The 26,882-nt window shown below is 68.2% G+C and carries 24 protein-coding genes and 3 pseudogenes; 19 read left to right on the top strand and 8 right to left on the bottom strand.

Going from position 1 to position 26,882, the window contains the following annotated elements; translation table 11 throughout:
- Window positions 1–84: 84 nt before the first annotated feature.
- Window positions 85–159, bottom strand: a pseudogene (locus tag A5712_RS30735) (peptidase C40); the annotation flags it as partial.
- Window positions 160–267: 108 nt separating this feature from the next.
- Here A5712_RS30735 and A5712_RS07890 point away from each other — a divergent pair.
- From A5712_RS07890 to A5712_RS07865, 6 genes are all read left to right on the top strand, one after another.
- A complete protein-coding gene (locus tag A5712_RS07890) occupies window positions 268–1,398 on the top strand; it encodes a MoxR family ATPase (protein ID WP_067160734.1) in 1,131 nt (376 codons plus the stop codon).
- Window positions 1,395–2,345 carry a DUF58 domain-containing protein gene (locus A5712_RS07885; protein ID WP_068103262.1) on the top strand — a complete coding sequence of 317 codons (951 nt, stop codon included), beginning with the start codon at window positions 1,395–1,397 and terminating at the stop codon, window positions 2,343–2,345. The genes A5712_RS07890 and A5712_RS07885 overlap by 4 nt, the downstream gene beginning before the upstream one ends.
- Complete coding sequence (locus A5712_RS07880) at window positions 2,342–3,349, top strand: VWA domain-containing protein (RefSeq protein ID WP_068103259.1); 1,008 nt, start codon at window positions 2,342–2,344, stop codon at window positions 3,347–3,349. Before A5712_RS07885 ends, A5712_RS07880 begins: the two co-directional genes overlap by 4 nt.
- Before the next feature lie 160 nt (window positions 3,350–3,509).
- Window positions 3,510–4,232 (top strand): 3-oxoacyl-ACP reductase FabG1, encoded by a 723-nt coding sequence (gene fabG1 / locus A5712_RS07875; RefSeq protein WP_197519326.1) that lies wholly within the window; start codon window positions 3,510–3,512, stop codon window positions 4,230–4,232.
- A 34-nt stretch (window positions 4,233–4,266) separates the two neighbouring features.
- Entirely contained in the window at window positions 4,267–5,076 is an 810-nt protein-coding gene (gene inhA, locus A5712_RS07870) for an NADH-dependent enoyl-ACP reductase InhA (RefSeq protein WP_068103250.1), read from the top strand.
- A 6-nt stretch (window positions 5,077–5,082) separates the two neighbouring features.
- Entirely contained in the window at window positions 5,083–6,087 is a 1,005-nt protein-coding gene (locus tag A5712_RS07865) for a ferrochelatase (protein WP_068103248.1), read from the top strand.
- Window positions 6,088–6,156: 69 nt separating this feature from the next.
- Here the strand turns inward: A5712_RS07865 and A5712_RS07860 are convergent, their stop codons facing one another.
- On the bottom strand, window positions 6,157–7,083 hold the full coding sequence (locus A5712_RS07860; RefSeq protein WP_068103246.1) for a hypothetical protein: 927 nt from the start codon (window positions 7,081–7,083) through the stop codon (window positions 6,157–6,159).
- 57 nt (window positions 7,084–7,140) lie between these two features.
- Here A5712_RS07860 and A5712_RS07855 point away from each other — a divergent pair, with 57 nt between their 5' ends.
- From A5712_RS07855 to A5712_RS07840, 4 genes are all read left to right on the top strand, one after another.
- Window positions 7,141–7,575 carry an NfeD family protein gene (locus A5712_RS07855; RefSeq protein ID WP_068103243.1) on the top strand — a complete coding sequence of 145 codons (435 nt, stop codon included), beginning with the start codon at window positions 7,141–7,143 and terminating at the stop codon, window positions 7,573–7,575.
- Between the two features lie 28 nt (window positions 7,576–7,603).
- Window positions 7,604–8,746 carry an SPFH domain-containing protein gene (locus tag A5712_RS07850; protein WP_068103241.1) on the top strand — a complete coding sequence of 381 codons (1,143 nt, stop codon included), beginning with the start codon at window positions 7,604–7,606 and terminating at the stop codon, window positions 8,744–8,746.
- Window positions 8,747–8,756: 10 nt separating this feature from the next.
- A complete protein-coding gene (locus tag A5712_RS07845) occupies window positions 8,757–9,113 on the top strand; it encodes a DoxX family protein (protein WP_068103239.1) in 357 nt (118 codons plus the stop codon).
- A gap of 95 nt (window positions 9,114–9,208) precedes the next feature.
- Entirely contained in the window at window positions 9,209–10,570 is a 1,362-nt protein-coding gene (locus A5712_RS07840; protein WP_068103237.1) for an MFS transporter, read from the top strand.
- Between the two features lie 138 nt (window positions 10,571–10,708).
- On the opposite strand, the gene A5712_RS07835 is transcribed toward A5712_RS07840, so the two are convergent.
- Entirely contained in the window at window positions 10,709–11,125 is a 417-nt protein-coding gene (locus A5712_RS07835; RefSeq protein WP_068103235.1) for a type II toxin-antitoxin system VapC family toxin, read from the bottom strand.
- Entirely contained in the window at window positions 11,122–11,355 is a 234-nt protein-coding gene (locus A5712_RS07830) for a hypothetical protein (protein ID WP_068103233.1), read from the bottom strand. Before A5712_RS07830 ends, A5712_RS07835 begins: the two co-directional genes overlap by 4 nt.
- A 109-nt stretch (window positions 11,356–11,464) precedes the next feature.
- Between A5712_RS07830 and A5712_RS07825 the strand changes: the two genes are divergently transcribed.
- Both A5712_RS07825 and A5712_RS07820 read left to right on the top strand, forming a co-directional pair.
- Window positions 11,465–12,175: a response regulator transcription factor gene (locus A5712_RS07825; protein WP_068103230.1), complete on the top strand. Its 711-nt coding sequence runs from the start codon at window positions 11,465–11,467 to the stop codon at window positions 12,173–12,175.
- Window positions 12,172–13,668 carry a cell wall metabolism sensor histidine kinase WalK gene (locus A5712_RS07820; RefSeq protein ID WP_068103228.1) on the top strand — a complete coding sequence of 499 codons (1,497 nt, stop codon included), beginning with the start codon at window positions 12,172–12,174 and terminating at the stop codon, window positions 13,666–13,668. The genes A5712_RS07825 and A5712_RS07820 overlap by 4 nt, the downstream gene beginning before the upstream one ends.
- 70 nt (window positions 13,669–13,738) lie before the next feature.
- On the opposite strand, the gene A5712_RS30090 is transcribed toward A5712_RS07820, so the two are convergent.
- From A5712_RS30090 to A5712_RS07815, 3 genes are all read right to left on the bottom strand, one after another.
- Complete coding sequence (locus A5712_RS30090; RefSeq protein ID WP_082973335.1) at window positions 13,739–13,993, bottom strand: hypothetical protein; 255 nt, start codon at window positions 13,991–13,993, stop codon at window positions 13,739–13,741.
- A 22-nt stretch (window positions 13,994–14,015) separates the two neighbouring features.
- The gene (locus A5712_RS30085) at window positions 14,016–14,363 is read right to left on the bottom strand and encodes a hypothetical protein (protein ID WP_082973334.1); all 348 of its coding nucleotides are present in this window, start codon (window positions 14,361–14,363) and stop codon (window positions 14,016–14,018) included.
- A 119-nt stretch (window positions 14,364–14,482) separates the two neighbouring features.
- Window positions 14,483–15,244 carry a TVP38/TMEM64 family protein gene (locus A5712_RS07815; protein ID WP_068103225.1) on the bottom strand — a complete coding sequence of 254 codons (762 nt, stop codon included), beginning with the start codon at window positions 15,242–15,244 and terminating at the stop codon, window positions 14,483–14,485.
- 179 nt (window positions 15,245–15,423) lie between these two features.
- On the opposite strand from A5712_RS07815, the gene mutA reads away from it, so the two are divergent.
- The 7 genes and pseudogenes from mutA (at window position 15,424) to A5712_RS07780 (ending at window position 26,672) form a co-directional block, all read left to right on the top strand.
- Window positions 15,424–17,298, top strand: coding sequence for a methylmalonyl-CoA mutase small subunit (gene mutA, locus A5712_RS07810; RefSeq protein WP_068103223.1), 1,875 nt, complete (start codon window positions 15,424–15,426; stop codon window positions 17,296–17,298).
- A gap of 4 nt (window positions 17,299–17,302) precedes the next feature.
- Entirely contained in the window at window positions 17,303–19,519 is a 2,217-nt protein-coding gene (scpA, locus tag A5712_RS07805) for a methylmalonyl-CoA mutase (protein ID WP_068103221.1), read from the top strand.
- A gap of 240 nt (window positions 19,520–19,759) precedes the next feature.
- A complete protein-coding gene (locus A5712_RS07800; protein ID WP_068103219.1) occupies window positions 19,760–21,061 on the top strand; it encodes a hypothetical protein in 1,302 nt (433 codons plus the stop codon).
- A gap of 12 nt (window positions 21,062–21,073) precedes the next feature.
- Window positions 21,074–22,074: pseudogene (gene meaB / locus A5712_RS07795) on the top strand (methylmalonyl Co-A mutase-associated GTPase MeaB).
- A 59-nt stretch (window positions 22,075–22,133) separates the two neighbouring features.
- Complete coding sequence (locus tag A5712_RS07790; RefSeq protein WP_369830370.1) at window positions 22,134–23,414, top strand: serine hydrolase domain-containing protein; 1,281 nt, start codon at window positions 22,134–22,136, stop codon at window positions 23,412–23,414.
- 243 nt (window positions 23,415–23,657) lie between these two features.
- Window positions 23,658–25,211, top strand: coding sequence for a hypothetical protein (locus tag A5712_RS07785; RefSeq protein WP_156766470.1), 1,554 nt, complete (start codon window positions 23,658–23,660; stop codon window positions 25,209–25,211).
- Window positions 25,212–25,382: 171 nt separating this feature from the next.
- Window positions 25,383–26,672, top strand: coding sequence for a nucleotide sugar dehydrogenase (locus tag A5712_RS07780; protein ID WP_231982039.1), 1,290 nt, complete (start codon window positions 25,383–25,385; stop codon window positions 26,670–26,672).
- Between the two features lie 66 nt (window positions 26,673–26,738).
- On the opposite strand, the pseudogene A5712_RS32660 reads toward A5712_RS07780, so the two are convergent.
- Window positions 26,739–26,789: pseudogene (locus A5712_RS32660) on the bottom strand (hypothetical protein); the annotation flags it as partial.
- Window positions 26,790–26,882 lie beyond the last annotated feature (93 nt).

Genomic DNA, 26,882 nt, shown 5'->3' with positions numbered 1-26,882 from the left:
GCAGCGACGTGCCCTGGACCAACTATTCCAGGCCAGCCGGTTTCCGTCGACGCTCGCCCAGTTGATGCCTCGCCGGCCCCGCGATCAGTACTCGATGATCCTAGTCAGGAACGGCGTCATGCCGGGCTTGCGCACCGGGCTGACGGTGACCTTGCCGGCGAGGCATCAACTGGGCGAGCGTCGACGGAAACCGGCTGGCCTGGAATAGTTGGTCCAGGGCACGTCGCTGCCCGGCAGTCGTGTCCAGATGAGCGTGGAGGGTTCTTGATGACATCAGCAGGTGGGCCGCCCCCGGGCGCCAGCAATTACCCGGGCCAGGGTGGTCCGTCCGGCCCTCCGGCGCACGAGGCGCCTCCAGGCGGCGGCAATGGGCTGGCCGCCGAGGTGCACACGCTGGAGCGGGCCATCTTCGAGGTCAAGCGGATCATCGTCGGGCAGGACCAGCTCGTGGAGCGGATGCTGGTCGGCCTGCTGTCCAAGGGGCACGTGTTGCTCGAGGGTGTGCCCGGCGTGGCCAAGACGCTGGCCGTGGAGACCTTCGCGCGCGTGGTCGGCGGGACGTTCGCGCGCATCCAGTTCACGCCCGACCTGGTGCCCACCGACATCATCGGTACCCGCATCTACCGGCAGGGCAAGGAGGAGTTCGACACCGAGCTCGGCCCGGTGGTGGTCAACTTCCTGCTCGCCGACGAGATCAACCGCGCGCCGGCGAAGGTGCAGTCGGCGCTGCTGGAGGTCATGCAGGAACGCCACGTGTCGATCGGCGGCAAGACCTTCCCGCTGCCCAACCCGTTCCTGGTGATGGCCACCCAGAACCCGATCGAGCACGAGGGCGTCTACCCGCTGCCCGAGGCCCAGCGCGACCGCTTCCTGTTCAAGATCAACGTCGGCTACCCGTCGCCGGAGGAGGAGCGGGAGATCATCTACCGGATGGGCGTCAAGCCGCCGGTGCCCAAGCAGATCCTCAACACCGGCGACCTGCTGCGGCTGCAGGACATCGCGTCGAACGTCTTCGTCCACCACGCGCTGGTCGACTACGTGGTGCGCGTCGTCACCGCCACCCGCAACCCCGAGCAGCTCGGCATGAACGACGTCAAGACCTGGGTCTCGTTCGGTGCGTCACCCCGCGCCTCGCTGGGCATCATCGCCGGCGCCCGCTCGCTGGCGCTGGTGCGGGGTCGCGACTACGTGATCCCGCAGGACGTCGTGGAGGTCATCCCCGACGTGCTGCGGCACCGGTTGATACTGACCTATGACGCGCTCGCCGACGAGATCTCGCCGGAGATCGTCATCAACCGGATCCTGCAGACCGTGGCCTTGCCGCAGGTGAATGCCGTTCCGCAGCAAGGTCATTCGGTGCCGCCGGTGATGCAGACCGTGGCGGCCAGCGGTCGGTGACCGAGCCCCACAAGGCGGTGCGTCATCCGCCATCGTTCGAGCGCGGGCAGATTGACGACCCGAAGCTGTCGGCGGCGCTGCGCCAGCTCGAGCTCACGGTCAAGCGCAAGCTCGACGGGGTGCTGCACGGCGACCACCTCGGCCTGATCCCGGGGCCGGGCACCGAGCCGGGGGAGTCGCGCGAGTACCAGCCCGGCGACGACGTCCGGCGGATGGACTGGGCCGTCACCGCGCGCACCATGCACCCGCACGTCCGGCAGATGATCGCCGACCGCGAGCTGGAGACGTGGATGGTGGTCGACATGTCGGCCAGCCTGGACTTCGGCACCACGGTGTGCGAGAAGCGCGACCTGGCGGTGGCCGCCGCGGCGGCGATCACGTTCCTCAACAGTGGTGGCGGCAACCGGCTCGGTGCGATCATCGCCACCGGCGCGACCCTCACCAGGGTCCCGGCCCGATCGGGGCGCCAGCACGAGCAGACGCTGTTGCGCACCATCGCCACCACGCCCAGGGCGCCGGTCGGCGTGCGCGGCGATCTGGCGACCGCGATCGACGCGTTGCGCCGGCCCGAACGGCGCCGCGGCATGGCCGTCATCATCAGCGACTTCCTGGGCCCCATCAACTGGATGCGCCCGCTGCGGGCGATCGCGGCCCGCCACGAGGTGCTGGCGATCGAGGTGCTCGACCCGCGCGACGTCGAGTTGCCCGACATCGGCGACGTGGTGTTGCAGGACGCCGAGACCGGCGTCACCCGGGAATTCACCATCGACGCCCAGCTGCGTGATGACTTCGCCAAGGCGGCCGCGGCCCACCGCGCCGAGGTGTCCCGCACCATCCGCAGCTGCGGGGCCCCGGTGCTGACGCTGCGCACCGACCGGGACTGGATCGCCGACATCGTCCGCTTCGTCGAGTCCCGCCGTCGCGGGGCACTGGCGGGCCGGCAGTGACACTGCCCCTGCTGGGCCCGATGACGCTGTCGGGCTTCGCACACGCTTGGTTTTTCCTTTTCCTATTCGCCGCCGTCGGGCTGGCCGCGCTCTACATCGTGCTGCAACTGGCGCGGCAGCGGCGGATGCTGCGATTCGCGAACATGGAGCTACTGGAAAGCGTTGCACCGCAACGTCCTTCGCGGTGGCGGCACGTGCCGGCGATCCTGCTGGTGTTGGCGCTGGTGCTGTTCACGATCGCGATGGCGGGGCCGACGAACGACGTCCGGATCCCGCGCAACCGCGCGGTGGTGATGCTGGTGATCGACGTGTCGCAGTCGATGCGCGCCACCGACGTCCCGCCCAATCGCATGGCGGCCGCGCAGGAGGCCGCCAAGCAGTTCGCCGACGAGTTGACCCCGGGAATCAACCTGGGCCTCATCGAGTACGCGGGCACCGCGACCGTGCTGGTGTCTCCCACGACCAACCGGGATGCGACCAAGAACGCGCTGGACAAGCTCCAGTTCGCCGATCGCACCGCGACCGGGGAGGGCATCTTCACCGCGTTGCAGGCCATCGCCACCGTCGGTGCGGTGATCGGCGGCGGCGACACGCCCCCACCGGCGCGCATCGTGTTGTTCTCCGACGGCAAGGAGACGATGCCGACCAACCCGGACAACCCCAAGGGCGCCTTCACCGCCGCGCGCACCGCCAAGGACCAGGGCGTGCCGATCTCGACGATCTCGTTCGGCACGCCCTACGGCTTCGTCGAGATCAACGACCAGCGCCAGCCCGTTCCCGTCGACGACTCCACCATGAAGAAGGTTGCCGAGCTCTCCGGTGGGAATTGGTACAACGCCGCCAGCCTGGCCGAGCTGAAAGCCGTCTACGCGTCGCTGCAGCAGCAGATCGGCTACGAGACGATCAAGGGCGACGCGAGCACGGGCTGGCTGCGGCTGGGTGCGCTGGTACTGGCGCTCGCGGGGCTGGCCGCGCTGCTGATCAACCGTCGCCTGCCCACCTGATTCTGCCGCCGAGCGTCGCGCCAGCGTGGCGGTGGGCGTCGAGCGTCGCGCCAGTGTGACGCTCGCGGTGCGAAAGGGGGCAGATTTCGGGGCACGCACCGTGAGGCGATAGGTTGGCGGGGTGACTGACACAGCCACCGAAACCGCTACGGACGCCCCCGTGGGCAAGCCTCCCTTCGTATCTCGCTCGGTCCTGGTGACGGGCGGAAACCGGGGGATAGGTCTGGCGATCGCCCAGCGGCTGGCCGCCGACGGGCATAAGGTGGCCGTCACGCACCGCGGATCCGGGGCGCCCGAGGGGCTGTTCGGGGTCGTGTGTGACGTCACCGACAACGACGCCGTCGACCGCGCGTTCAAAGAGGTCGAGGAGCACCAGGGCCCGGTCGAGGTGCTGGTGTCCAACGCCGGCATCTCCAAAGACGCCTTCCTGATCCGGATGACCGAGGAGCGGTTCGAAGAGGTCATCAACGCCAACCTCACCGGGGCGTTCCGGGTGGCCCAGCGGGCGTCGCGCAGCATGCAGAAGAAGCGGTTCGGCCGCATCATCTTCATCGGGTCGGTGTCTGGCATGTGGGGCATCGGTAACCAGTCCAACTACGCGGCCGCCAAGGCCGGCCTGATCGGCATGGCACGCTCGATCTCCCGTGAGCTGTCCAAGGCGGGGGTGACGGCCAACGTGGTCGCGCCCGGCTACATCGACACCGAGATGACCCGCTCGCTGGACGAGCGCATCCAGGCGGGCGCGCTGGAATTCATCCCGGCCAAGCGAGTTGGCACCGCCGCCGAGGTCGCCGGGGCGGTCAGCTTCCTGGCTTCCGAGGATGCGAGCTACATCGCCGGCGCGGTCATCCCGGTCGACGGCGGCATGGGCATGGGCCACTGAGTCGCAGAACAAAGAAGAACATCAAAGGACGGATATGGCAGGACTGCTCGAAGGCAAACGGATTCTCGTCACCGGGATCATCACCGACTCGTCGATCGCTTTCCACATCGCGCGGGTGGCCCAGGAGCAGGGGGCCGAACTGGTGCTGACCGGATTCGACCGGCTGCGGCTGATCCAGCGCATCGCGGACCGGTTGCCGGCCAAGGCCCCGCTGATCGAACTCGACGTGCAGGACGAGAAGCACCTCGCCACCCTGGCCGACCGGGTGACCGAGGTGATCGGCGAGGGCAACAAGCTTGACGGCGTGGTGCATTCGATCGGCTTCATGCCGCAGAGCGGGATGGGCATCAACCCCTTCTTCGACGCCCCCTACGAGGACGTCGCCAAGGGCATCCACATCTCCGCGTATTCGTATGCCTCGCTGGCCAAGGCGCTGCTGCCGATCATGAACCCCGGCGGCGGGATCGTCGGCATGGACTTCGACCCGTCGCGCGCGATGCCCGCGTACAACTGGATGACCGTCGCCAAGAGCGCGCTGGAGTCGGTGAACCGGTTCGTGGCCCGCGAGGCGGGCAAGTACGGCGTGCGGTCGAATCTCGTTGCCGCGGGCCCGATTCGGACGCTCGCGATGAGCGCGATCGTCGGCGGTGCGCTAGGCGAGGAGGCGGGCGCCCAGATTCACCTGCTCGAGGAAGGTTGGGATCAGCGCGCCCCGCTGGGCTGGAACATGAAGGACGCGACGCCGGTCGCCAAGACGGTGTGTGCGCTGCTGTCCGACTGGCTACCGGCCACCACCGGCACCGTCATCTACGCCGACGGCGGCGCCAGCACCCAGTTGCTTTAGCGCCTAATGGATTTCGACGCCGTCCTGCTCTTGTCCTTCGGCGGGCCGGAGGGCCCCGAGCAGGTGCGGCCGTTCCTGGAGAACGTCACCCGCGGCCGCAACGTGCCGCCCGAGCGCCTCGACGAAGTCGCCGAGCACTACCTGCATTTCGGCGGAGTTTCGCCGATCAACGGCATCAACCGCGCCCTGATCGCCGAGCTGCGCGCGGAACTGGATCTGCCGGTGTATTTCGGCAACCGCAATTGGGAACCGTACGTCGAGGGCACCGTCGCGACCATGCGGGACAACGGTGTTCGTCGTGCCGCGGTGTTCACCACGTCGGCGTGGAGCGGATATTCCAGCTGCACGCAGTATGTCGAAGACATCGCCCGGGCCCGTCGGGTGGCCGGGCCTGGGTCGCCCGAATTGGTAAAGCTGCGGCCGTATTTCGACCATCCGCTTTTCGTCGAGATGTTCGCCGGGGCCGTAACTGCCGCCGCCGAAACGGTGCCGCAGGGCGCCCGGCTGGTCTTCACCGCGCATTCGGTCCCGGTGGCCGCCGACCAGCGCTTCGGTCCCCAGCTCTACAGCCGCCAAGTCGCCTATGCCGCAAGGCTGGTCGCGGCGGCCGCCGGCTATACCGACTACGACCTGGCCTGGCAGTCGCGCTCGGGCCCGCCGCAGGTGCCGTGGTTGGAGCCGAGCGTCGAGGACCACCTCGCGACGCTAACGGGCACCGAGGCCGTCGTCGTCTGCCCGATCGGGTTTGTTGCCGACCACATCGAGGTGGTGTGGGATCTCGACCACGAGCTCCGGTTACAGGCCGAGGCCGCGGGGTTGGCCTTCGCTCGCGCCGCAACTCCCAACGCCGACAGGCAATTCGCCCGGCTCGCCGCCGACCTGATCGACGAGCTCCGCCACGGCCGGGCGCCGACCCGGGTCGCCGGAAGTGATCCGGTGCCGGGCTGCCTCGCCAGCGTCAACGGCGCGCCGTGCCGCCCGCCGCATTGCGTGGCGCGTCAACAGGATTAGCGGGTCGCCGCCATTAGACTTAGCGGCGATCGCGAGCGCAGCGTAGCTGGGCGAAGCGGGTCGCCGCCATCAGACGTAGTCGGCCCAGGCCGAGTGCAGGATCGCGTCGACCGCGGCCATCCGCGCCGAACGCACCACGGTGGTCAGCGGGCGCAGTGCGTCGGTGGCGATCTGCGCCTGTGACGACGACTGCGTGATGCCCGCAGCGATGCGGTCCGCGGGGGAATCGGACCGGCTCAGCCCGGCGCTGACGGCGATGATGGCGTCGACGTGCGCGGCGTTCTCCAGGACCCGCAGGGCTCGCGACGGCGCATGGTCGGGAATGCGGTGCTGCCGTGCCGATTCCAGCAGCTGCTCGACGAGTCCGCGCGGATCGTCGACGTCGGCCGCGGCGCCCAAGCCGATGGCGCCGAGGGCGTCCGCGGCCGAGCGCACGGCGGACCGCAGCGCGTATTCCGCGTCGCCGAGCTCGTAGTGGTGCAGCGGCGGCGCGCCGGGCAACGAGTACACCGTCCATGACAGCGCACACAATTCGGGTAGGTCCGCGTCGTCGTCGGTGCCGTCGAGCTCGCCGTAGCTGAACTCGGGGACCAGCCCGACGGCGGTGGTCGGATCGTCGGGGTTCGCGATGATCACGGCCTCGCCGGCGGCCAGCGCGTCACTCTCGAACTGCGTCCCCGCGGCCAGCCCACGAACGTCGCCGGGCACCGGCAGCACCACGCTGATGGTCCCGCGCAAACGAGCCGGCAACCCTGCGGACGCCGGCACGGACGGCCGGCCGACCGCCGCGCGCAGCGTCTGCAGCAGCGTGACCGTCCCGGCGTCGTGCACATCGGGCCACGGAAGTCCCGTGTGGCCCGCGGCGACGGCATCATACGCCGTGACCGATTGCTTTGGCGCCCAAAGGGATAACGCGTCCAACACGTCGTCGGGCGCGGCCTTGCCCGCGAGCCAGGCGTTGGCCCACAGGGACAGCGAGACACTGGGACACCACATGATCTCGGAGTGTAGTTGTTTGGTCCGGCAAAGGCGGATTACGCGTATTCTGACCGCATGCCCGCCGCGGTGATTTGGCTCATATTCGCGCTGGTGCTGGCCGGTGCGGAGGCGCTGACGGGCGACATGTCGCTGTTGATGCTTTCCGGGGGCGCGCTGGCCGCCGCGGGCACCACTTGGCTGGTGGGCTGGCCGATCTGGGCCGAGGCGGCGATGTTCGTGGTCGTCTCGGTGCTGCTGCTGGTCTTGGTGCGGCCGGCGCTGCGGCGTCGGCTCACACCCGCGAAGGGGCTGCCGACGGGCATCAAAGCGCTGGAGGGCAAGAGCGCGCTGGTGCTCGACCGCGTCGCCCGCGACGAGGGCCAGGTGAAGCTGGACGGTCAGGTATGGACGGCCCGGCCACTTAACGACAACGATGTCTACGAACCCGGCGAACGGGTGACGGTCATGCAGATCAACGGCGCCACCGCGGTGGTGTTCAAGGACCTGTAATACCTCTGAAGAAACGGGAGGAAGCGCCATGGCTGGGATCGCTCTTTTGTTGGTGGCCCTTGCGATCATCGTCTTTGGGATCATCGTGGTGGCAAAGTCCGTCGCGCTGATCCCGCAGGCCGAGGCCGCGGTGATCGAGCGGCTGGGCCGTTACAGCCGCACCGTCAGCGGGCAGCTCACGTTGCTGGTGCCGTTCATCGACCGCGTGCGCGCCCGGGTGGACCTGCGCGAACGGGTGGTGTCATTCCCGCCGCAGCCGGTCATCACCGAGGACAACCTGACCCTCAACATCGACACCGTGGTCTATTTCCAGGTCACCGTCCCACAGGCTGCGGTCTACGAGATCAGCAACTACATCGTCGGCGTCGAGCAGCTCACCACGACCACGCTGCGCAACGTGGTCGGCGGGATGACGCTCGAGCAGACGCTGACCTCCCGCGACATGATCAACGGCCAGCTGCGCGGCGTGCTCGACGAGGCCACCGGCCGCTGGGGCCTGCGGGTCGCCCGGGTGGAGCTGCGCAGCATCGACCCGCCGCCGTCCATCCAGGCCTCGATGGAAAAGCAGATGAAGGCGGACCGGGAAAAGCGGGCCATGATCCTGACCGCCGAAGGGAACCGGCAGGCCGCGATCACCCAGGCCGAGGGAGCCAAGCAGGCGCAGATCCTGGCCGCCGAGGGCGCCAAGCAGGCCGCGATCCTGGCCGCCGAGGCCGACCGGCAGTCCCGCATGCTGCGCGCCCAGGGTGAGCGCGCAGCGGCCTACCTGCGGGCGCAGGGGCAGGCCAAGGCCATCGAGAAGACGTTCGCCGCGATCAAGGCCGGCAGGCCCACCCCGGAGATGCTCGCCTACCAGTACCTGCAGACGCTGCCGGAGATGGCGCGCGGTGACGCTAACAAGGTGTGGGTGGTGCCCAGCGACTTCAGCTCGGCGTTGCAGGGCTTCACCAAACTGCTGGGTGCCCCCGGCGAGGACGGCGTGTTCCGGTTCCAGCCATCCCCGGTCGACGACGTCCCCAAGCACGCCGCCGAGTCCGACGACGCCGACATCGCCGACTGGTTCTCCACCGAGACCGACCCCGCGATCGCCCAGGCGGTGGCCAAGGCCGAGGCGAGCGCCCGCGCGCCGGTGGACGGCGAGCCCGGCGCGCCGCCGCAGCTGACCCAATAGGCTCGCGTGCATGAGTGCGCTGACTTCACCGAAAACCTATGCGGCGCTTGCCGTGTTCCACGCCGTCGACGCGGTGGCGTGCGGGGTCCAGGTGGCCCCGATCAAGAAAGTTCTGGACGACGTCGGGGTGCCGGACGAGATCCGACCCGTGCTGCCGGTCGTCAAGGCGGCCGCGGCGGTCGGCCTGCTCTCGGTCACCCGGTTCCCCGGCCTGGCGCGGCTGACGACGGCGATGCTGACGCTGTATTTCACCCTGGCCGTCGGCGCGCACATCCGGGCGCGGGACAAGATCGTCAACGCCCTTCCCGCCGCGACGTTTTTGGCCACTTTCGCGGCGATGACGATCAAGGGCCCGGAGCGGGATTAGTCCCCGCTTCAATCTTGGCGAACGACTGCGCGTTTCGGCCCAGCCCGGACGGGGATCGCTTAATTGTGCGGCGTTTCGGGTAACTGACCTACCCAATGAGTCGAAATGCTGAGGTCCGGGCCGCCGATCGGCGAGCGGCGCATCGGTCCATCCAGGGCACGGCCATCGGCAACTTCATGGAGGCGTACGACTTCACCCTGTTCAGCCTCGTCGCCACGCTCCTTGCGCAGACGTTCTATCCCGGGAGCAATTCGGACGCGGGCAACCTGATCGCGACGTTCGGCACGATGACGGCGGGATTCGTCGTCCGGCCCCTGGGCGGTTTCATCTTCGGCCCGCTCGGCGACCGGATCGGGCGCAAGCCCGTGCTGGTGATGACGATCTCGCTGATGGCGGTCTGCGGCGCCTTGACCGGCGCGCTGCCCGGCTACCACGCCATTGGGATCTGGGCGCCCATCCTGCTCACCGTCATTCGCATCGGTCAGGGGCTTTCCTCCGGCGGCGAATACGCGGGCGCCATGACGTTCATCGCCGAACACGCCCCCGACCACAAACGCGGGATGATGGCCGGATTCCTCCCGGTGGGCACGCTCGGCGGGTTCGTCGTGGGCGCCGTGCTGGTGACGGGGCTGCAGACGGCGCTGCCGAGCGCCGAGATGCTGAGCTGGGGCTGGCGCATCCCGTTTCTGCTGGCCGCGCCGCTTGGCCTGGTCGCGATCTACCTGCGTTCGCGGATCGAGGAGTCGCCCGGTTACGAGAAGGTGCACAAGGTCGCGGTGCCGGTCTCCGTCCGCACCCAGTTCGTGCTGACCGTCGTGCGGCAGTGGAAAGGGTTGCTGATCTGCCTCGGGGTGGAGCTCGCGGTCACCGACACCAGCTACATGGTCAGCGGGTACGTGCCGACCTATCTCAAGAAGACCGCGGGCGTGGGGGACACCGCGGCCCTGGTGATGGTCCTGGTGGTGCTGGCTGTCCTGACGGTCGGGGTGCTCCTCGTCGCGATGCTGTCCGACCGAATCGGGGTCAAACCGCTGATGTGGACGGGCTGCGGGCTGCTGGTCGGGGTCTCGCTGCCGGCGTTCGCGTTGATGCGGTTCGGCGGGGCGTATCCGACGAAGTTCGCCGGCGTGGCGCTCGTCGCCCTGCCCATGCTCTTCCTGAGTAGTCTCGAGCCGGCGATCCTGCCCGCGCTGTTTCCCACCCACGTGCGCTACGGCGCGGTGTCGATCGGGTTCAACATCGCGGTTTCGGCCTTCGGCGGCACCACGCCGCTGATCGCCGAGACGCTGGTGGCCGGAACCGGTAATCCGATGATGCCCGCGTACATGCTGATGTTCGCCGGGCTCATCGGCGCCGTCACGTTGATCTTCGCCCCGGAGGTGGCGGGCAAGCCGCTGCTTGGTTCCGGTGTCGTCGACCTCAGCGCGGCAGCGGCGGCACGGGCGGAGCCGGCATGACGCTTGGCGCGGTGCCCGACGGCGGCACCGGGTAGACGCAACCCGGCGCGTTCGACCCCAGGGGCGGCGGGCCCGGGCGGCGGGTGTCGTTGGATGTCATGCGGCTCCCTGGTCGTCCGGGTATGGCACCCGAGGACGCTACTGCCCGAACGTGTCAGCGGGCACCAACACCGAACACGCAACCCCGGGCGCTCGCTGGATCCGCTGGTCCAATGTCACCAGCGGGGCATTCAAGATCTCAGCGAGCGCGACATAAGCCGCGTCGTAGCTGGACAGGTTTGCCCGTAACTGCCAAGCGCGGGAGGCGAGCGTGTCGTATGGCCACAGGTCTACCGCTAGGTCAAGGAGATCCGTGTGGGCTTGGGCGGCTTGGTCCGCGCTGATCGCTCCGCCGAGTTCGGCCCGCCTGATGACGTTGGCGCATTCGTAGGGCAACAACGTCGGTGCGTAAAGTTCGGCTTCTGCCAAGCGTGCGGTTGCCCATTGACCCTCAATGCCGGAATCCAGCAATACGGCCACAACCGCCGATGCGTCGCAGACGATACGCTCGGTCACCGGCGATCGGCGTCTTTGGCGGCGAGGATGACGGCCGCGTCGAGGTGCGCTGCTGTTGCCGTCACTCGGGCGCGGGCACGGGCGACGACGTCGCGCACGGTCGGCTTGTCCGCCGTCGCGACGAGTAGGCCGCGCAGGTATTCCTGCAGTGACTGCCCGGACCGCGCGGCACGTGTGGCCAGCTCATCGCGAACCTCGTCAGGAACGTCCCGGATCGTGATCGCAACCATCCCTGCAGAATAGCAGCAATGCATGCATTTTGCAGACGTCGACCTTGAAGCGAACCTGAAGAAAGCGGCGTCGACGCTCGTACCCGAAACGAAGCGCTAACAATGAGGCATGGTGAGTTACCCGCGCGCGGGCAGGCGCCCGGCGGCCGGCACACCGCGGGTGCTGGTGGTCGAGGATTCCGAGACGATCCGGGAGATGGTCAGCGAGGCGCTGACCGACGCCGGATACCACGCCGACGCCTGCCCCGACGGCGACGGTCTGGAGGCCGCGCTCGACGGCCTGCGACCGGACCTGGTGGTGCTCGACGTGATGCTGCCGGGCCGCGACGGATTCGAGCTCATCGAGGTGATCCGCGATTGGGGCGACGCCGGCATCGTGCTGATCACCGCGCGTGACGGCCTCGACGACCGGCTGCGCGGCCTCGACGGCGGGGCCGACGACTACGTCGTCAAGCCGTTCGAGCTGGCCGAACTCGTGTCGCGGGTCGGCGCGGTGTTGCGCCGGCGGGGACGGCTGCCCCGGGCGCTCCAGGTGGGCGACCTGATGCTCGACGTCGACGCGGGGGTCGCCGTGCGCGCGGGACATCCGCTGGACCTGACCGCCACCGAGCTGCGGTTGCTGCGATTCCTGGTCGAACAGCGCAGCCGAATCGTGAGCGCCCCGCAGATCCTGAACGCGGTGTGGGGCTACGACGCCTACGACCCCAACCTGGTGCAGGTGCACATCAGCGGGCTGCGCCGCAAGCTCGAGGCACACGGGCCGCGAATCGTGCACACGGTCCGCGGCATCGGCTACCGCATGCAGGCACACCGATCATGACGGCACCAGCCGATCCGGCGACTCCGACGCCGTCGCTGCAGCGCCGGGTCGTCGTCGTCTCTATTGGCGTGCTCGCCGTCGTGTTGCTGATCCTGGGCGTGATCATCGACGTCACCGTGCGCGCCCAGGCCCGTCGAAACCTCAACGACCGGCTTCTGGCGGCCACCTCCCGCGCGGACGCCCTGGCGATCGCGCGCACGCCGCCGCAGCAGATCGCCGCCCAACTGGGCGGCGGCACCGTGCGCGCGCTCGTGATCACCGCCGAAGGCACGGCCTACGGCGACCCCGCGATCAGCCCGCAGACCACCGCCGGCGCGTTCGTTCCCCCGCTTGGGCCACCGCCACCGCCACCGCCCGGCTACCCGCCGCCCGGCTACCCGCCGCCCGGTTACCCGCCGTTCGGCCCGCCGCCGGGCGTACCGCCCCCGCCGCCGGACGCGACCGCCACCGAGCTGGTGCATCCGTTGCCCGACGGCGGTCGCGTGATCCTGGTGGCGGACACCACGCAGACCACGCAGGTGACCCGGGAGCTGCGCCAGTTGATGATCGGCTTGGGTGTGGCGACGCTGGTGGTGGCCGCGCTGCTGCTGATCGCGGTCAGCCGCGTCGCGCTGCGGCCGCTGGACCGGCTCACCGCGCTGGCCACCAACATCGCGACGGGTGATCGCGGCCGACGATTGCGCCCGAAGCGCGCCGATACCGAATTAGGCCGTGCAGCAGCAGCTTTCGACGGAATGCTGGAGGCGCTGGAAGCCTCCGAGCGGCGGGCCCAGCACTCGGCCGAGGATGCCCGGCGCGCCGAGGCGGCCACCCGGCGATTTCTCGTCGACGCCGCGCACGAGCTGCGCACGCCGATCGCCGGCATCCAGGTGGCCGCCGAACAACTCGTCAGCAACGCCGGCCAGCAGCGCGACGACGCGGCCCGTGCTCAGTACCGCCGTGCCAGCCTGCTGCTGTCCGACGCCCGCCGCGCCGGGCGCCTGGTGGCCGACATGCTCGACCTGAGCCGCATCGACGCGGGACTGCCGCTGGATCTGCAAGACGTCGACCTCGCCGCCGTCGTCGACGCCGAAGCCGACCGGGCGGCCCTGCTCGCGCCGCGCGTCACGGTCATCCGGACCGGTCCGGACGAACTGCGGATGAAAGCGGACCCGAACCGGGTGGCGCAGATCCTGTCCAACCTGCTCGACAACGCCCGGCGTTACACCCCCGAGGCCGGCGCGATCCACCTCGACCTGCGCTCCGGCGGCCACGCGGCCGAGGTGACCGTCACCGACACCGGCCCCGGCATTCCCGACGACGAACGCGACCGCATCTTCGAGCGGCTGGTGCGCCTGGATGCCGGCCGCGACCGCGACCACGGCGGTGCCGGGCTGGGCCTGCCGATCGCCAGGGCGCTGGCGCGCGCCCATGGCGGGGAGCTGACGTGCCTGCCGCGCGAGGGCGGCGCTCAATTCCGGCTCAGCCTGCCGCTCGACGGGGGAGTGAATTGAGGGAGCGGTGGTCGCCCCAACCGGATTGATTGGGGCGACCACCGCTCGTCAGCGCGCTGGACGGCCGGCGTCAGAATCCCGGCGGCGGTGGAGGTGGTCCGCCGGGGTGCTGCCCAAATGGTCCGCCCGGTGCACCGGGCCCGGGCGGCGGAGCCCCGAACGGTCCGCCCGGACCCCCCGGACCGGGCGGCGGCGGCCCGGGTTGCCCCGGTCCCGGTGGCGGCGGCGGTGGATCGGCGCTGGCCACTGCGGTGCCGAAGCCCGCCGCGGCCACCCCGAGGGCGCCCGCGAGCAACGAGCCGGCGATCACTTGCTTGATCTTCATTGTCGGTTTCTCCTTCGGTGCGTTATCGGGCTGGCGGTGGCGACGACGGCGGGGACGCCGGACCGCCGGGAGGGGCGGGGAGGCCGGGCTGCGGCGGCTGGCCCGGCGGCGGCGGGGCGGCCCAGGGCGGCGGCGGGTGCCAGGCGAACGGCGGTGGCGGCGGGGGACCCAGGGCGCCCGGTGGCGGCGGGAAACCCCAGCCCGGCGGTGGGGGCGCGGGGGCCCAGAGGCCGATCAGGGTGGCGGCACCGAACGCGCCGACGGCGAGTCCGGCCAACCCGCTGCCGACCGCGACGCCCAAGGGGTGCCGCTGCAGGACCGAAGGTGAAGTTGCGGGGTGCGTGGTGTGAGTCGATTCCTCGCTGGTCAAAGTGCCTCCTCGTTGCTCGGGTGATGCCGGCGACGTTAGGAAGCCGATCTGAAATCAACCTGAAGAGCGGCCCTTATGGCCCATATCTTCAGGTTCGATTCAGAAATCCGGAGGCGACGTCAGCGGGCGACGGCCGGTTCGGGGGAGGGCGTGGCGGCCTGCGCCTTACGGCGGTGGTGGCGCCGGAACTGGCGGATCTCGACGATCAGCCCGGTCAGCCCCAAAGCGCCGGTGCACAGCGACACCAGGAGCAGCAGCGGGTTGGGGTGGCTGGCGAGGGCGTCGCCGAGGATCACCACGGCCGCGGTGCCAGGCAGCAAACCCGCCAGCGTTGCCAACGTGTAGGGCACAGGCCGCACCGCAGAGGCGCCAGCGGCGTAATTGATCGCCGAAAACGGTACGGCGGGGATCAATCTCAGCGAGAAGACCGCGAGCCAGCCACGTTCACGCAGGCGCTCGTCGACCGTGTCGATCGCGCGGTGGCGAACCAGGCGGTTGAGCTGCCACCCGGCCGCGCGCACCAGCAGCATCGCGATCACCGCGCTCGCGGTGCTGGCGGTCACCGCGATGGCGATCCCCAGCGGGGGGCCGAACAGCAGCCCGGCGGCCAGGGTGAACGCGGTGCGGGGCACCGGCACCACGGTGACCAGGATGTGCGCGGCTAGGAACGCCAACGGGAACCAGGGGCCGACCGACTCGGCCCAATCCCGCATCTGCACCGGCGTCGGCAGGGGAAGCCAGGAGGCCACCACTATCAGGACTGTGATACCGACCACTGCGGCGACCGTCCGGGGCCCGGACAGCCGACGTGCCCTCGCGCCCACGACGCAGCCGGCGTCGCGGAGTCTTCGGGTGATTTTGCAGGTGGCGGAAGCCGTCACGGCTGTCAAGGTTACGGGGCGGAGAAGAATAAGTCCTTTCAGAAGGCTGGCGTTTCCTCGCCGCACTCGGCCAAGGCGCCCCGATCACCGGCGCGCGCGGTTTTTTGCGGGGAGGCACCATCAATTAGCCTCGTTAGCAAGTGGCGGAGCCCCATTTGCAGGGAAAAAGGGAGCAATCGGTGTCCATTGACGTACCCGAGCGCATCGGACTGGAACAGGTTCGCGGGCGTTGGCGCACTGCGGTCGCGGGTGTGCTGTCGAAGAGCTTGCGCAAGGATCCCGAGCAACTGGGTGACGAGCCCGAACGGCTGCTGGAAAGCCCGACTTACGACGGGATCGCGGTTCGGGCGCTCTACAGTGGCCTCGACGAGCTGCCCGAACCGGCGCTGCCCGGCGAGTGGCCCTACGTGCGCGGTGGCGACGCGGCGCGCGACGTCGACGCCGGCTGGAAGGTTGCCGAGGCGTTCCCCGCGCCGGGCTGCGCTGACCCCAACGCCGCGGTGCTGTCCGCCCTCACCGACGGGGTCAGCGCGTTGCTGCTCCGGGTGGGGGAGACCGGGGTGCCTGCCGGTGAGATCGGGCAGCTGCTGTCGGGCGTGTACCTGGACCTGGTTCCGGTGATCCTCGATGCGGGCGCCGACTACGCCGAGGCCAGCGACGCCCTGGTGGCTTTGGTTGACCGGGTGGACGACGACAAGCGCGGTGCCCTGTCGATCGACCTCGGCGCGGACCCGCTGACCGCCTCGCTGAGCGGCCGGGAATCCCCGTCGACCGAACAAGTGGTGGCGGTGGCGACGCGGGTGGCCGGGGGCCACGGCGTGCGAGCGATCACCGTCGACGGTCCCGCCTTCCACAACCTGGGCGCCAACGCGAGCTGGGAGCTGGCCGGCAGCGTCGCGGCCGGGTTGGCCTACCTGCGTCTGCTCACCGAGGCCGGGGTACCGGTCGGCCAGGCGTTGCGGCAGGTCAGCTTCCGGCTGGCCGCCGACGACGACCAGTTCACCACCATCGCCAAATTCCGGGCCGCGCGTCAGCTGTGGGCGCGCGTTGCCGAGGTGGTCGGCGAGCCGGACGCCGGTGCGGCGGTGGTGCATGCGCAGACGTCGCTGCCGATGATGACCCAGCGCGACCCGTGGGTGAACATGCTGCGCGGCACGGTGGCCGCCTTCGGCGCGGGCGTCGGCGGCGCCGACACCGTGCTCGTGTTGCCGTTCGACGTGGCCATCCCCGGCGGTTTTCCCGGCGTGGGCGCCGGCTTCGCGCGCCGCATCGCCCGCAACACCCAGCTGCTGCTGCTGGAAGAGTCGCACGTCGGGCGGGTGCTGGACCCGGCCGGCGGGTCCTGGTACGTCGAGGACCTCACCGAGCAGCTGGCGCAGCGGGCGTGGCAGCAGTTCCAGGCCATAGAGCAGCGCGGCGGGTTCGCCGCCGCCCGCGACTACATCGCCGAGCAGATCGCCGAGGTCGCCACGCGGCGCGCCGACGACATCGCGCATCGCCGCACCGCAATCACCGGTGTGAACGAATACCCGAACCTCGAGGAACCGCCTTTGACGCAGATTGAGCCACAGGCTGAGCCGCAAGAGGATTCGCCGTCCGGCGCCCGGCGCTACGCGGCCGAGTTCGAGGCGCTGCGGGACCGTTCCGACGCCTTCCTGGCGCGCACCGGTTCGCGCCCCAAGGCGCTGCTGCTGCCGCTCGGCCCCTTGGCCGAGCACAACATTCGGACGACGTTCGCGGCCAACCTGCTGGCGTCGGGCGGCATCGAGGCGATCAACCCGGGGCCGGTCGACGCCGCCGGGGCCGGGGCCGCGGTGGCCGGCGCGGATTCGACGGTGGCGATTATCTGCGGCACCGACAAGCGCTATCACGACGAGGCCTCGGGCGTCGTCGAGGCGGCCCGAAGCGCCGGTGCGGCGAGGGTCTATCTGGCGGGCCCGGAGAAGGCGCTGAGCGAGCTGGACGACGCCGCACCCCGGCCGGACGAGTACCTGACCGCGAAAATCAATGCGGTGCAAGCCATGTCGAACCTGCTCACCCGGTTGGGAGCGTAGCGCCATGACGATGACCACACCCGCGATCGGCAGCTTCGCCGAGGTCCCGCTGCACGGTGATCGCAAAGTGCCCCCGGCCACCGAGGCCGCCGTGCAAAAGTACGACGCCGCGGATTGGCACACCCCCGAAGGCATCGACGTCAAACCGGTGTACATCGCCGCCGACCGCGCCGCCGCGGCGGCCGAGGGCTATCCGCTGAACAGCTTCCCGGGCGAGCCCCCCTTCGTGCGCGGCCCGTATCCGACGATGTACGTCAACCAGCCCTGGACTATTCGCCAATACGCGGGGTTCTCCACGGCGGCGGATTCCAACGCCTTCTACCGTCGCAACCTCGCCGCCGGCCAGAAGGGCCTGTCGGTCGCCTTCGACCTGGCCACCCACCGCGGCTACGACTCCGACCACCCCCGTGTTCAGGGCGACGTCGGAATGGCCGGTGTGGCAATCGATTCCATCCTCGACATGCGGCAGCTGTTCGACGGCATCGACCTGTCGGCGGTGTCGGTGTCGATGACCATGAACGGCGCCGTGCTGCCGATCCTGGCGCTGTACGTGGTGGCCGCCGAGGAGCAGGGGGTGCCGCCGGAGAAATTGGCCGGCACCATCCAGAACGACATCCTCAAAGAGTTCATGGTGCGCAACACCTACATCTATCCGCCCAAGCCGTCGATGCGCATCATCTCCGACATCTTCGCCTACACCAGCGCCAAGATGCCCAAGTTCAACTCCATCTCGATCTCCGGGTATCACATCCAAGAGGCCGGCGCCACAGCGGATTTGGAGCTGGCCTACACCTTGGCCGACGGCGTCGACTACATCAAGGCGGGCCTGGACGCCGGGCTGGACATCGACAAATTCGCGCCCCGGCTGTCGTTCTTCTGGGGCATCGGCATGAACTTCTTCATGGAGGTCGCCAAGCTGCGCGCCGGCCGGCTGCTGTGGAGCGAACTCGTGGCTGGGTTCGGCGCCAAGAACCCGAAATCCCTTTCCCTGCGCACGCATTCGCAGACCTCGGGCTGGTCGCTGACCGCGCAGGACGCCTTCAACAACGTCGCGCGTACCTGCATCGAGGCCATGGCCGCCACCCAGGGCCACACGCAGTCGCTGCACACCAACGCGCTGGACGAGGCGCTTGCGCTGCCCACCGACTTCTCGGCACGCATCGCGCGCAACACCCAGCTGCTGTTGGCGCAGGAGTCGGGCACCACCAGGCCGATCGACCCGTGGGGCGGCTCCTATTACGTGGAGTGGCTGACGCATCGGCTCGCGCAAGCGGCCCGCGGCCACATGGCCGAGATCGCCGAGCACGGCGGCATGGCCCAGGCCATCGACGACGGCATCCCCAAGATGCGCATCGAGGAGGCCGCCGCGCGAACCCAGGCGCGCATCGACTCCGGCCAGCAGCCCGTGATCGGCGTCAACAAGTACCAGGTTGACGAGGACCAGGAAATCGAGGTGCTCAAGGTCGAGAACAGTCGGGTGCGGGCCGAGCAGCTGGCGAAACTGCGCGAGCTGCGGGCCGGCCGGGACCAGCCGGCCGTCGACGCCGCGCTCGCCGAACTGTCCCGCGCGGCGGCCGCGCACGGTCGCGCGGGCGAGGACGGGCTGGGCAACAACCTGCTGGCGCTCGCCATCGATGCCGCCCGGGCCAAGGCCACCGTGGGCGAGATTTCCGACGCGCTGGAAAAGGTGTATGGCCGTCACCAGGCTGAGATCCGTACCATCGCCGGGGTCTACCGTCACGAAGCCGGAAAGGCGACCAACATCGCAACCGCCACGGAATTGGTCCAGAAATTCGCCGAGGCCGACGGTCGCCGGCCCAGGATTCTGGTGGCCAAGATGGGCCAGGACGGCCACGACCGTGGGCAGAAGGTGATCGCGACGGCGTTCGCCGACATCGGGTTCGACGTCGACGTCGGGTCGCTGTTCTCCACGCCCGAGGAGGTGGCCCGCCAGGCCGCCGACAACGACGTGCACGTCGTCGGGGTGTCGTCGCTGGCCGCCGGCCATCTGACGCTGGTGCCGGCGCTGCGCGACGCGCTGGCCGAGGTCGGGAGGCCCGACATCATGATCGTCGTCGGTGGGGTGATCCCGCCCGGCGACTTCGACGAGCTGTACGCCGCCGGGGCCACCGCCATCTTCCCGCCCGGGACGGTGATCGCCGACGCCGCGATCGGCCTGCTGCACAAGCTTGCCGAGCGGCTTGAATACAAGCTGGATTAGCCGGCCACTGTCCAATTGCGTTGGTAATCATGGATTGTCACCGGCGCGCCCGAATCATGGCCCGATGGGGGGGCTGCGATGCATTCATATCCGGCCATTGAGCGACGGATATCACGAATTTCGTAAGCCGTCCTACCCTTTTACCATCGCAGTTCTTTTGGGCCAAATGGTCACATTCCCTACCGCCTCGACCCGGCATGGGCTATTCTCCGGCTAACCTTTGTCGGGAAAGGTGCCTTTATGCCGGTGTTGGCCATTTCTACCTATCCGGCGGACAACCTAATTCCGCGTCGATATCCGCACCTTACCGACAGGCTCTCATGGGCTTACGCGCTCACCTCGACCTGGGTGGTCGGCTGGGTTATCGCCCACATGTATTTCCAGCGGGTTGTCTTTTCCAACGATTTATGGTGGTTGCAGTACTACGTCGGCAATTACGCGCCGGGATTCGTTCGACGCGGTCTCGGTGGTGAGCTGATCCGCATTTTCGCGCCCGGCGACTACTTCACCGCCGCCTATGCGTTCCTGTGGGCGTCCATCGTGGTTTGGCTGATCGCCCTCGCCGGGCTGACCTGGCGGATCCTTAGCACCGGAGCCCGATGCCAACGCAAGGCAATGCTGGCCCTCCTGGCCCCAGTCCTGCCCTTCTCGCTTTCCTACGCCATCTACAGCCCCCATCCCGAACTCTTTGGCATGACGGCGCTGCTGGCTTACAGCGTCTCCCTCACCACGGCAAGAACCCCCCACGCCAGAATGTGCCTCAGTGCCGTGTACGGAATGGTGATAGCCGTGCTGGCGCTCATGCACGAGGCGATTCCACTCGAGTTGGCGCTCGGAGCGGTTTTGGCGATCGTCGTTCTCGCGAAGGATTCGGCGCGCGCCACGCAGCGAATGTGCACGGTCTTGGCAGTCGGCCCGGGGCTCGCCTCAACGCTGTTGGTCGCAGGGCTGGGGCGCCGCGATCTGGCGGCGCAGGTGTGTGATCAAGTTCCGCATGGGCTGATCGAACATCCGTGGGGGGTTTCCACAACGCCGCAGAAAGCGCTCGACTACATGCTCGGTCGGGTCGAGAGCCGCACGGATTTTCACGACTTCATGTGCGCTAAAGTCATACCGATTTTCGACTCCGACACGGCCGGCGCCGTCTACATGGTTTTACATTGGGGTTTCTTCCCGCTGCTCGGCGCCTTCCTACTCGGGGTGGTGTACTTCGCCGGCACGGCATGGACAATTCGCTATTTCTCCGGTGTTCCGATCCGTGCTTTCCTCGGCGAATTACGCCACAATCTCGTGCTGCCGTTGCTCGGGGCGGCATTGGTGGTTCCGCTGTTTGTCACCGCCGTCGATTGGACGCGGTGGTGGATCTTGATCACCTTCGACGTGGCCGCCGTGTACTTCCTCTACGCGATCAAGCGGCCGGAGATCGAGCAAGCGCCGTCCAGACGAAGCGTGCTGCTGTTCGTGTACATCGTCGTCGCGCTGGCGTTGCTTCCGACCGGGGCCGCGAACAACGTCGGCGTATGGAGCGTGCACCTTTTCTGAGCCGATGGCCCTATACGCTGGGGGATCGTGTCGGGAATCGAGGCATTGGCCGAGGCGGTCCGTAACGGCGATCGCGCGGCGCTGCCGCGGGCGATCACGCTGCTGGAATCCACCCGCGCCGACCATCGGGAGAAGGCGCAGCAGCTCCTGCTGGAGCTGATGCCTTACTCGGGCAACGCGCGCCGCGTCGGCATCAGCGGGACGCCAGGGGTGGGCAAGTCCACCAGCATCGAGGCGCTCGGCATGTACCTGATCGAGCGGGACCACCGGGTGGCCGTGCTGGCCGTCGACCCGTCGTCGACCCGCACCGGCGGCTCGATCCTGGGCGACAAGACCCGGATGGCGCGCCTGGCGGTGCAGCCGGACGCTTACATCCGTCCATCCCCGACGTCGGGCACGTTAGGCGGGGTGGCCAAGGCCACGCGGGAAACCATCGTCCTGCTGGAGGCCGCCGGGTTCGACGTCATACTCGTCGAGACCGTCGGCGTCGGCCAGTCCGAGGTGGCCGTGGCAAACATGGTCGACACGTTCGTGTTGCTGACCCTGGCGCGCAGCGGCGATCAGCTGCAGGGCATCAAGAAGGGCGCGCTGGAGCTGGCCGACATCGTCGTGGTCAACAAAGCCGACGGGGAGCACCTGCCCGAGGCGCGCAAGGCGGCGCGCGAGCTGTCGGCGGCGATCAGGCTGATCCACCCGGGCGAAACGCTCTGGCGGCCACCGGTTCTCACGATGAGCGCGACCGAGGGCACCGGCCTGGCCGAGCTCTGGGACACGATCGAGCGCCATCGCCGGGTGTTGTCCGAAGCCGGCGAACTCGACGAGCGCCGGCGGGCCCAGCAGGTCGACTGGACCTGGCAGATGGTCCGCGACACGGTCCTGGACCGGGTGATGTCCAACCCGGGCGTCCGCAAAATCCGCGCCGACCTAGAACGGCAGGTCAAGGCGGGGGAGCTGACTCCCGCGTTGGCGGCCCAGCAAATCCTCGAGGCCGCGTCCGGCTAACGGATAGGTAAATTAACCGTCGTTTTCCCGGCGGAAGGTATGAACTCCACGTAAATTCGATAGCGTGACAATGGAGTCTCGGGTCGCTCGCCGCGCGGTCCCAGTACAGGATGGCCCTGACGCAGGCCATCGTGTGTCCGGCGCGGCGGACCCCCACTTTGCGTGCGTCGTTCGCGCTTTCTCCACGATGTTCCCGGCCCGCCGGTTCGGCGGCGGGGCGCTGGCCGTGTATGTCGACGGCCAACCCGCCGTCGACGTGTGGACCGGCTGGGCGGACCGGGGCGGTCAGGTGCCGTGGTCGGCCGACACCGCCCCCATGGTTTTCTCGGCAACCAAGGGCATGGCCGCCACGGTCATCCACCGGCTCGCCGACCGTGGGCTCATCGACTACGAGGCTCCCGTCGCCGAGTACTGGCCGGACTTCGCCGCCAACGGCAAAGCCGAGCTCACGGTGCGCGAGGTGATGAGGCACGCCGCCGGCCTGTCGGGCCTACGCGGCGCCACGCAGGAAGACTTGTTCGATCACCTCGTGATGGAGGAGCGGCTGGCGGCCGCCCCGCCGGGGCGCCTGCTGGGCAAGTCCGCCTATCACGCGCTGACATTCGGCTGGCTGATGTCCGGTCTCGGCCGGGCGGTGACCGGTAAAGGCATGCGCGCGCTGATCCGTGAAGAACTCGCCGAGCCGCTGGGTACCGACGGCATGCACCTGGGCCGGCCGCCGGCCGAGTCGCCGACGCGGGTGGCCCAGATCATCACGCCGCAGAACTTGGTGGGCAACCCGGTCCTGTCCTACGTGACGCGCAAAGTCGCCAACGAGCTGTCCGGGGGATGGCGGTCCATGTACTTCCCGGGCATGATCGTCGCCGTCCAGGGCGAGATGCCGATGCTGGACGCCGAAATCCCGGCGGCCAACGGGGTGGTGACGGCCCGCGCGCTGGCCCGGATGTACGGCGCGATCGCCAACCACGGGGAGATCGACGGCACCCAGTTCCTGTCCCGTGAACTCGTCGCGGGCCTGACCGGCCGGCGGAGCCTGCGGCCGGACCGAAACCTGTTCGTGCCGTTGGCTTTCCACCTCGGCTACCACAGCCTGCCGTATGCCAATGTGATGCCCGGCTTCGGTCACGTCGGACTGGGCGGTTCGCTTGGCTGGGCCGACCCTGCCCAAGGTGTGGCGTTCTCGCTGGTGCACAACCGGCTGCTGACACCGTTCGTGATGACCGATCACGCTGCGTTCGTCGGGATCTACAAGCTGATCCGCGACGCCGCAGCCAAGGTGCGCAAGCGCGGGCTGCAGCCGGTCACCGAGTTCGGGGCGCCGTTCTCGGAGCCGGGAGCCGTCGCGGGCTAAGCGCTGCGTGGCGGAGCAATTTGCCAGGTGTAAGCGAGCCTTCAAAGTCTCACTGCGGATCGAATCGAGCCGAATCAGGCCGGGAGCTAGTCGAAAACTCCCGTGTTCGGTAAATAAATCTCGAACGCTCGCATAATCGGGATCCACGTAGTACGTATTCGCCCTTGTCCTCCTTTAACCCATGGGTCGGGTTTGGGGCAATGGGCGAAGGGGGAGTTCTGCATGGTTACTCAGCCCAGAGCCGTGAGCCTCGAGTGGTGGATTGCTGATGGCCCGGAAGATGATGGCGAGACCAAATCGCCATCGAAGAATGAGCCGTGCGAAGCGCCACCACCACGGCAAAGAGGGATGTTTCCCCTGCTGGCTGCGGTCGCGTGTACGGTCTTCGGTTCCAAGCTCATCGTCATTTGGGCGCTCGGTTCACCGATGCCGCTCTTGGATCAGTGGGACGGGGAGGGGGCCGGGCTGTACTCCCCCTACCTGAAGGGCGAATTGTCGGTCACCGACCTCTTCGCCCCACACAACGAACACCGCATTCTCGTTTTCCGGCTGTTCGCGCTGGCCCATCTCGAGCTGGCCGGCGAGTGGAACACGCGCCTCGAAATGATCCTCGGCGCGATCGTGCATACCGCGGTGATCACCTGGCTGGCAGCGCTGCTGATGCCCCTCGTGGCGGCGCAGCGCCGGATGCTCCTGGCGTGCTTCGTCGCATTCCTATTCGCGTTTCCTGTCGTCTACGAGAATGCGCTGTGGGCGTTTCAGGGCCAGGTGTACCTCGCGTTGTTCTTCGGTCTCGCGGCTCTGGTCGCGTTCGCGTTCGCGCGGCCCTTTTCTGCGCGCTGGTTTTATGGAGTGGCCGCCGCGGTCCTCAGCTATTTCTCTTTTGCGACGGGAGTGGCTCCCATACTTGCGGCCGCGGTACTGGTAGGTCTGCAGTTGGCCACAAAAGTCAGACAGCGGAGCGGTCGCGAGCTCGCCGGGGTTGCCGTTCTCGTAGCAATCGCGCTGTCGATGATCGCGTGGACTGCGGCGTGCGCGCATCCGATGAGCACTTCATGGACGTTTATTCAGGGATTGTCGGTGCTCTTTGCCATGGCTGCGGCCGGTTTGATTCCGACGTTTCTGTTCTGCTATCGGACAGTGGCGAGGCGCCCGGGAATCTCCGACCGCGCCTGGGTGTCAGTCGGAATCTGCACATGGCTTGTCTTCCAGTTCGTGTTGTTTGCCTACGGCCGCGGAACCGCCGTAGGGGTGCGCTACCTCGACGTCGTCCTCCTCGTCTATCCCGTCGGACTGATGGCGATGTTCGCGCTCGCTGACTCTGTGCCCGCCGCGCGGTTCAGACGAAATGTGCAGCGAGGCGCCCTGAGGTGGGTGTTCGCTGTCGTGGCAGCGGTCGCTGCGCTGGGCTACTACGGTTCGGTGCTTGGGGCGGTCGACTGGAGTCGCGCCGCGCGCCAGCAGGTCGCGAAGGTGCAGACCTACCTCGCCACCGGAAACGTCGACTACTTGAGGTCAATGGGCCGCGGTGGTCATGGAATAGAACTTTGCTACCCGAACCCGCAGCGGCTGGCCAAGGTTCTGGAAGATCCCCAGGTCAGAGCGATCCTGCCGCCCGAATTCCGGCCCGCCAATGCCGACAATGCCGGGGCTCGGACCAGGATGTTGCTCAAGGGCGCGCTCGCCCGCGATACCGCGACCGGGGTCCACGTCGTGCTGTCCGCCGGCCCCGCATTGTTGGCGGTGGGGATGGGCTTGTTTTTCGCCGCCGGGGCGCGACGCAGCCTCCGGCGCTGACGCCTCCTTCCTCGTGCTCGGCGACCGGCCCGGTGAATGAGACGTTGCAAGGGCGTTTCCGATGCGGCTGATTTGCTGAAAATGCACGCGTTCGGATACACGACCTCATAGGCTCCCCACAGTAAGCCGTGAACGTCGAGGCAGCTCGGGTAAGGCCGGAGCGATCGCAGGATGGAAAGCAGTGGGGAGGCGGCGGTTCACATGGTGGCTCAAACCGATAAACGCATCTGCATCATCGGCGGTGCCGGGCACGTGGGCCTGCCGCTGGCGCTCGTGCTCGCAGACGAGGGGTTCAATGTCGACATTCTCGACACGAACGCGAATGCGCTCAAGACGATCATGGCCGGGCGGATGCCCTTCGTCGAGAACGGTGCCCCGGAGCTGCTCAAGCGACTCTTGCCCACCGGACGTATCTCGGCGACCACCGATTCGTGGGCGGTCCGCAATTCCGATATCGTGATCTGCGTCGTCGGGACGCCGGTGGACGAATACCTGACGCCCCAGGCGCACACCTTCTTTCGCATCATCGACGAGATCAGCCCCTACTTCCGCGACGGCCAGACGCTGGTTCTCCGAAGCACCGTCTACCCGGGGCTAAGCCAGCGCGTCCACGACATGTTCGCTGAGCGGGGGATCGGTCTGCACGTCACCTTTTGCCCCGAGCGCATCGCGCAAGGTCATTCGATCCGCGAGCTCAGGGAGATTCCGCAGATCATCAGCGGGTTCGACGCCGAAGGGTGTCGGATCGTCCGGGAGCTCTTCTCGCGGATAACCCCCGAGATCATCGAGGTCGAGCCGCAGGAAGCCGAGCTGGCCAAGCTGTTCTGCAATGCCTACCGCTACATCCAGTTCGCGGTCGCCAACCAGTTCTACCTGCTCAGCCGCGAGGCCGGGCTCGACTTCGACCGGATTCATCACGCGGCGACGTACCGGAACAAGCGTGTCGACAGCCTGCCCAAGGCGGGGCTGGCGGCGGGCCCATGCCTGCTGAAGGACACCATGCAGCTCGCCGGATTCAGCAACAACAACTTCATGCTGGGGCACTCCGCCATGCTGATCAACGAGGGCCAGCCACAGTTCATCGTCAATATGCTTAAGCGCCGGGTTGATCTGCGCGACAAGACCGTTGGCCTGCTCGGCATGACATTCAAGGCGGATTGTGATGACACCCGCGACTCGCTGAGCTTCAAGCTCCGGCATCTGCTCATGCTCGAGGCCAAGAAAGTGATGCTGCACGACCCGTTCCTGGACGGCCCGGACTACTATGCACTCGATGCCGTATTGGGCCGTGCCGACGTGCTCGTCGTCGGCGTGCCCCACTCGATCTACCGGGGCCTGCAAATCCCCAGAGGCAAAATCGTCGAGGACGTCTGGGGCTGCCTGGATCTCACCGAGGCCGAAGCGGGCGCGACGAACGGGACCCCGCTGGCGACGCTCGGCACTGGGACACCGGCAAAGTGAAAGTTCTCGTAACCGGTAGCGCGGGTGATCGTCGTAGCTCTTCTTGACCTTGCCGTACTTCGAGTAGTTGTCGATGCCGACGACCTCGTGGCCGGCGCGCAGCAGCTCGTCGACCACGTATCCGTTGATGAATCCCGCGCTACCGGTTACGAGAACTTTCACTTTGCCGGTGTCCCAGTGCCGAGCGTCGCCAGCGGGGTCCCGTTCGTC

The sequence above is a fragment of the Mycobacterium sp. E2327 genome (assembly GCF_001672675.1).
In the GTDB taxonomy this organism is placed as follows: domain Bacteria; phylum Actinomycetota; class Actinomycetes; order Mycobacteriales; family Mycobacteriaceae; genus Mycobacterium.
This window is presented reverse-complemented; position numbering and strand designations above follow the sequence as displayed.

Excerpts from the sequence above, each read along its gene's own strand:
- A5712_RS07890 (WP_067160734.1), top strand. The coding sequence starts at position 268 with ATGACATCAGCAGGTGGGCCGCCCCCGGGCGCCAGCAATTACCCGGGC.
- inhA (WP_068103250.1), top strand. The coding sequence starts at position 4,267 with ATGGCAGGACTGCTCGAAGGCAAACGGATTCTCGTCACCGGGATCATC.
- A5712_RS07865 (WP_068103248.1), top strand. The coding sequence starts at position 5,083 with ATGGATTTCGACGCCGTCCTGCTCTTGTCCTTCGGCGGGCCGGAGGGC.
- A5712_RS07860 (WP_068103246.1), bottom strand. The coding sequence starts at position 7,083 with ATGTGGTGTCCCAGTGTCTCGCTGTCCCTGTGGGCCAACGCCTGGCTC.
- A5712_RS07855 (WP_068103243.1), top strand. The coding sequence starts at position 7,141 with ATGCCCGCCGCGGTGATTTGGCTCATATTCGCGCTGGTGCTGGCCGGT.
- A5712_RS07850 (WP_068103241.1), top strand. The coding sequence starts at position 7,604 with ATGGCTGGGATCGCTCTTTTGTTGGTGGCCCTTGCGATCATCGTCTTT.
- A5712_RS07845 (WP_068103239.1), top strand. The coding sequence starts at position 8,757 with ATGAGTGCGCTGACTTCACCGAAAACCTATGCGGCGCTTGCCGTGTTC.
- A5712_RS07840 (WP_068103237.1), top strand. The coding sequence starts at position 9,209 with ATGAGTCGAAATGCTGAGGTCCGGGCCGCCGATCGGCGAGCGGCGCAT.
- A5712_RS07830 (WP_068103233.1), bottom strand. The coding sequence starts at position 11,355 with ATGGTTGCGATCACGATCCGGGACGTTCCTGACGAGGTTCGCGATGAG.
- A5712_RS07825 (WP_068103230.1), top strand. The coding sequence starts at position 11,465 with ATGGTGAGTTACCCGCGCGCGGGCAGGCGCCCGGCGGCCGGCACACCG.
- A5712_RS07820 (WP_068103228.1), top strand. The coding sequence starts at position 12,172 with ATGACGGCACCAGCCGATCCGGCGACTCCGACGCCGTCGCTGCAGCGC.
- A5712_RS30090 (WP_082973335.1), bottom strand. The coding sequence starts at position 13,993 with ATGAAGATCAAGCAAGTGATCGCCGGCTCGTTGCTCGCGGGCGCCCTC.
- scpA (WP_068103221.1), top strand. The coding sequence starts at position 17,303 with ATGACGATGACCACACCCGCGATCGGCAGCTTCGCCGAGGTCCCGCTG.
- A5712_RS07800 (WP_068103219.1), top strand. The coding sequence starts at position 19,760 with ATGCCGGTGTTGGCCATTTCTACCTATCCGGCGGACAACCTAATTCCG.
- A5712_RS07790 (WP_369830370.1), top strand. The coding sequence starts at position 22,134 with ATGGAGTCTCGGGTCGCTCGCCGCGCGGTCCCAGTACAGGATGGCCCT.
- A5712_RS07780 (WP_231982039.1), top strand. The coding sequence starts at position 25,383 with ATGGAAAGCAGTGGGGAGGCGGCGGTTCACATGGTGGCTCAAACCGAT.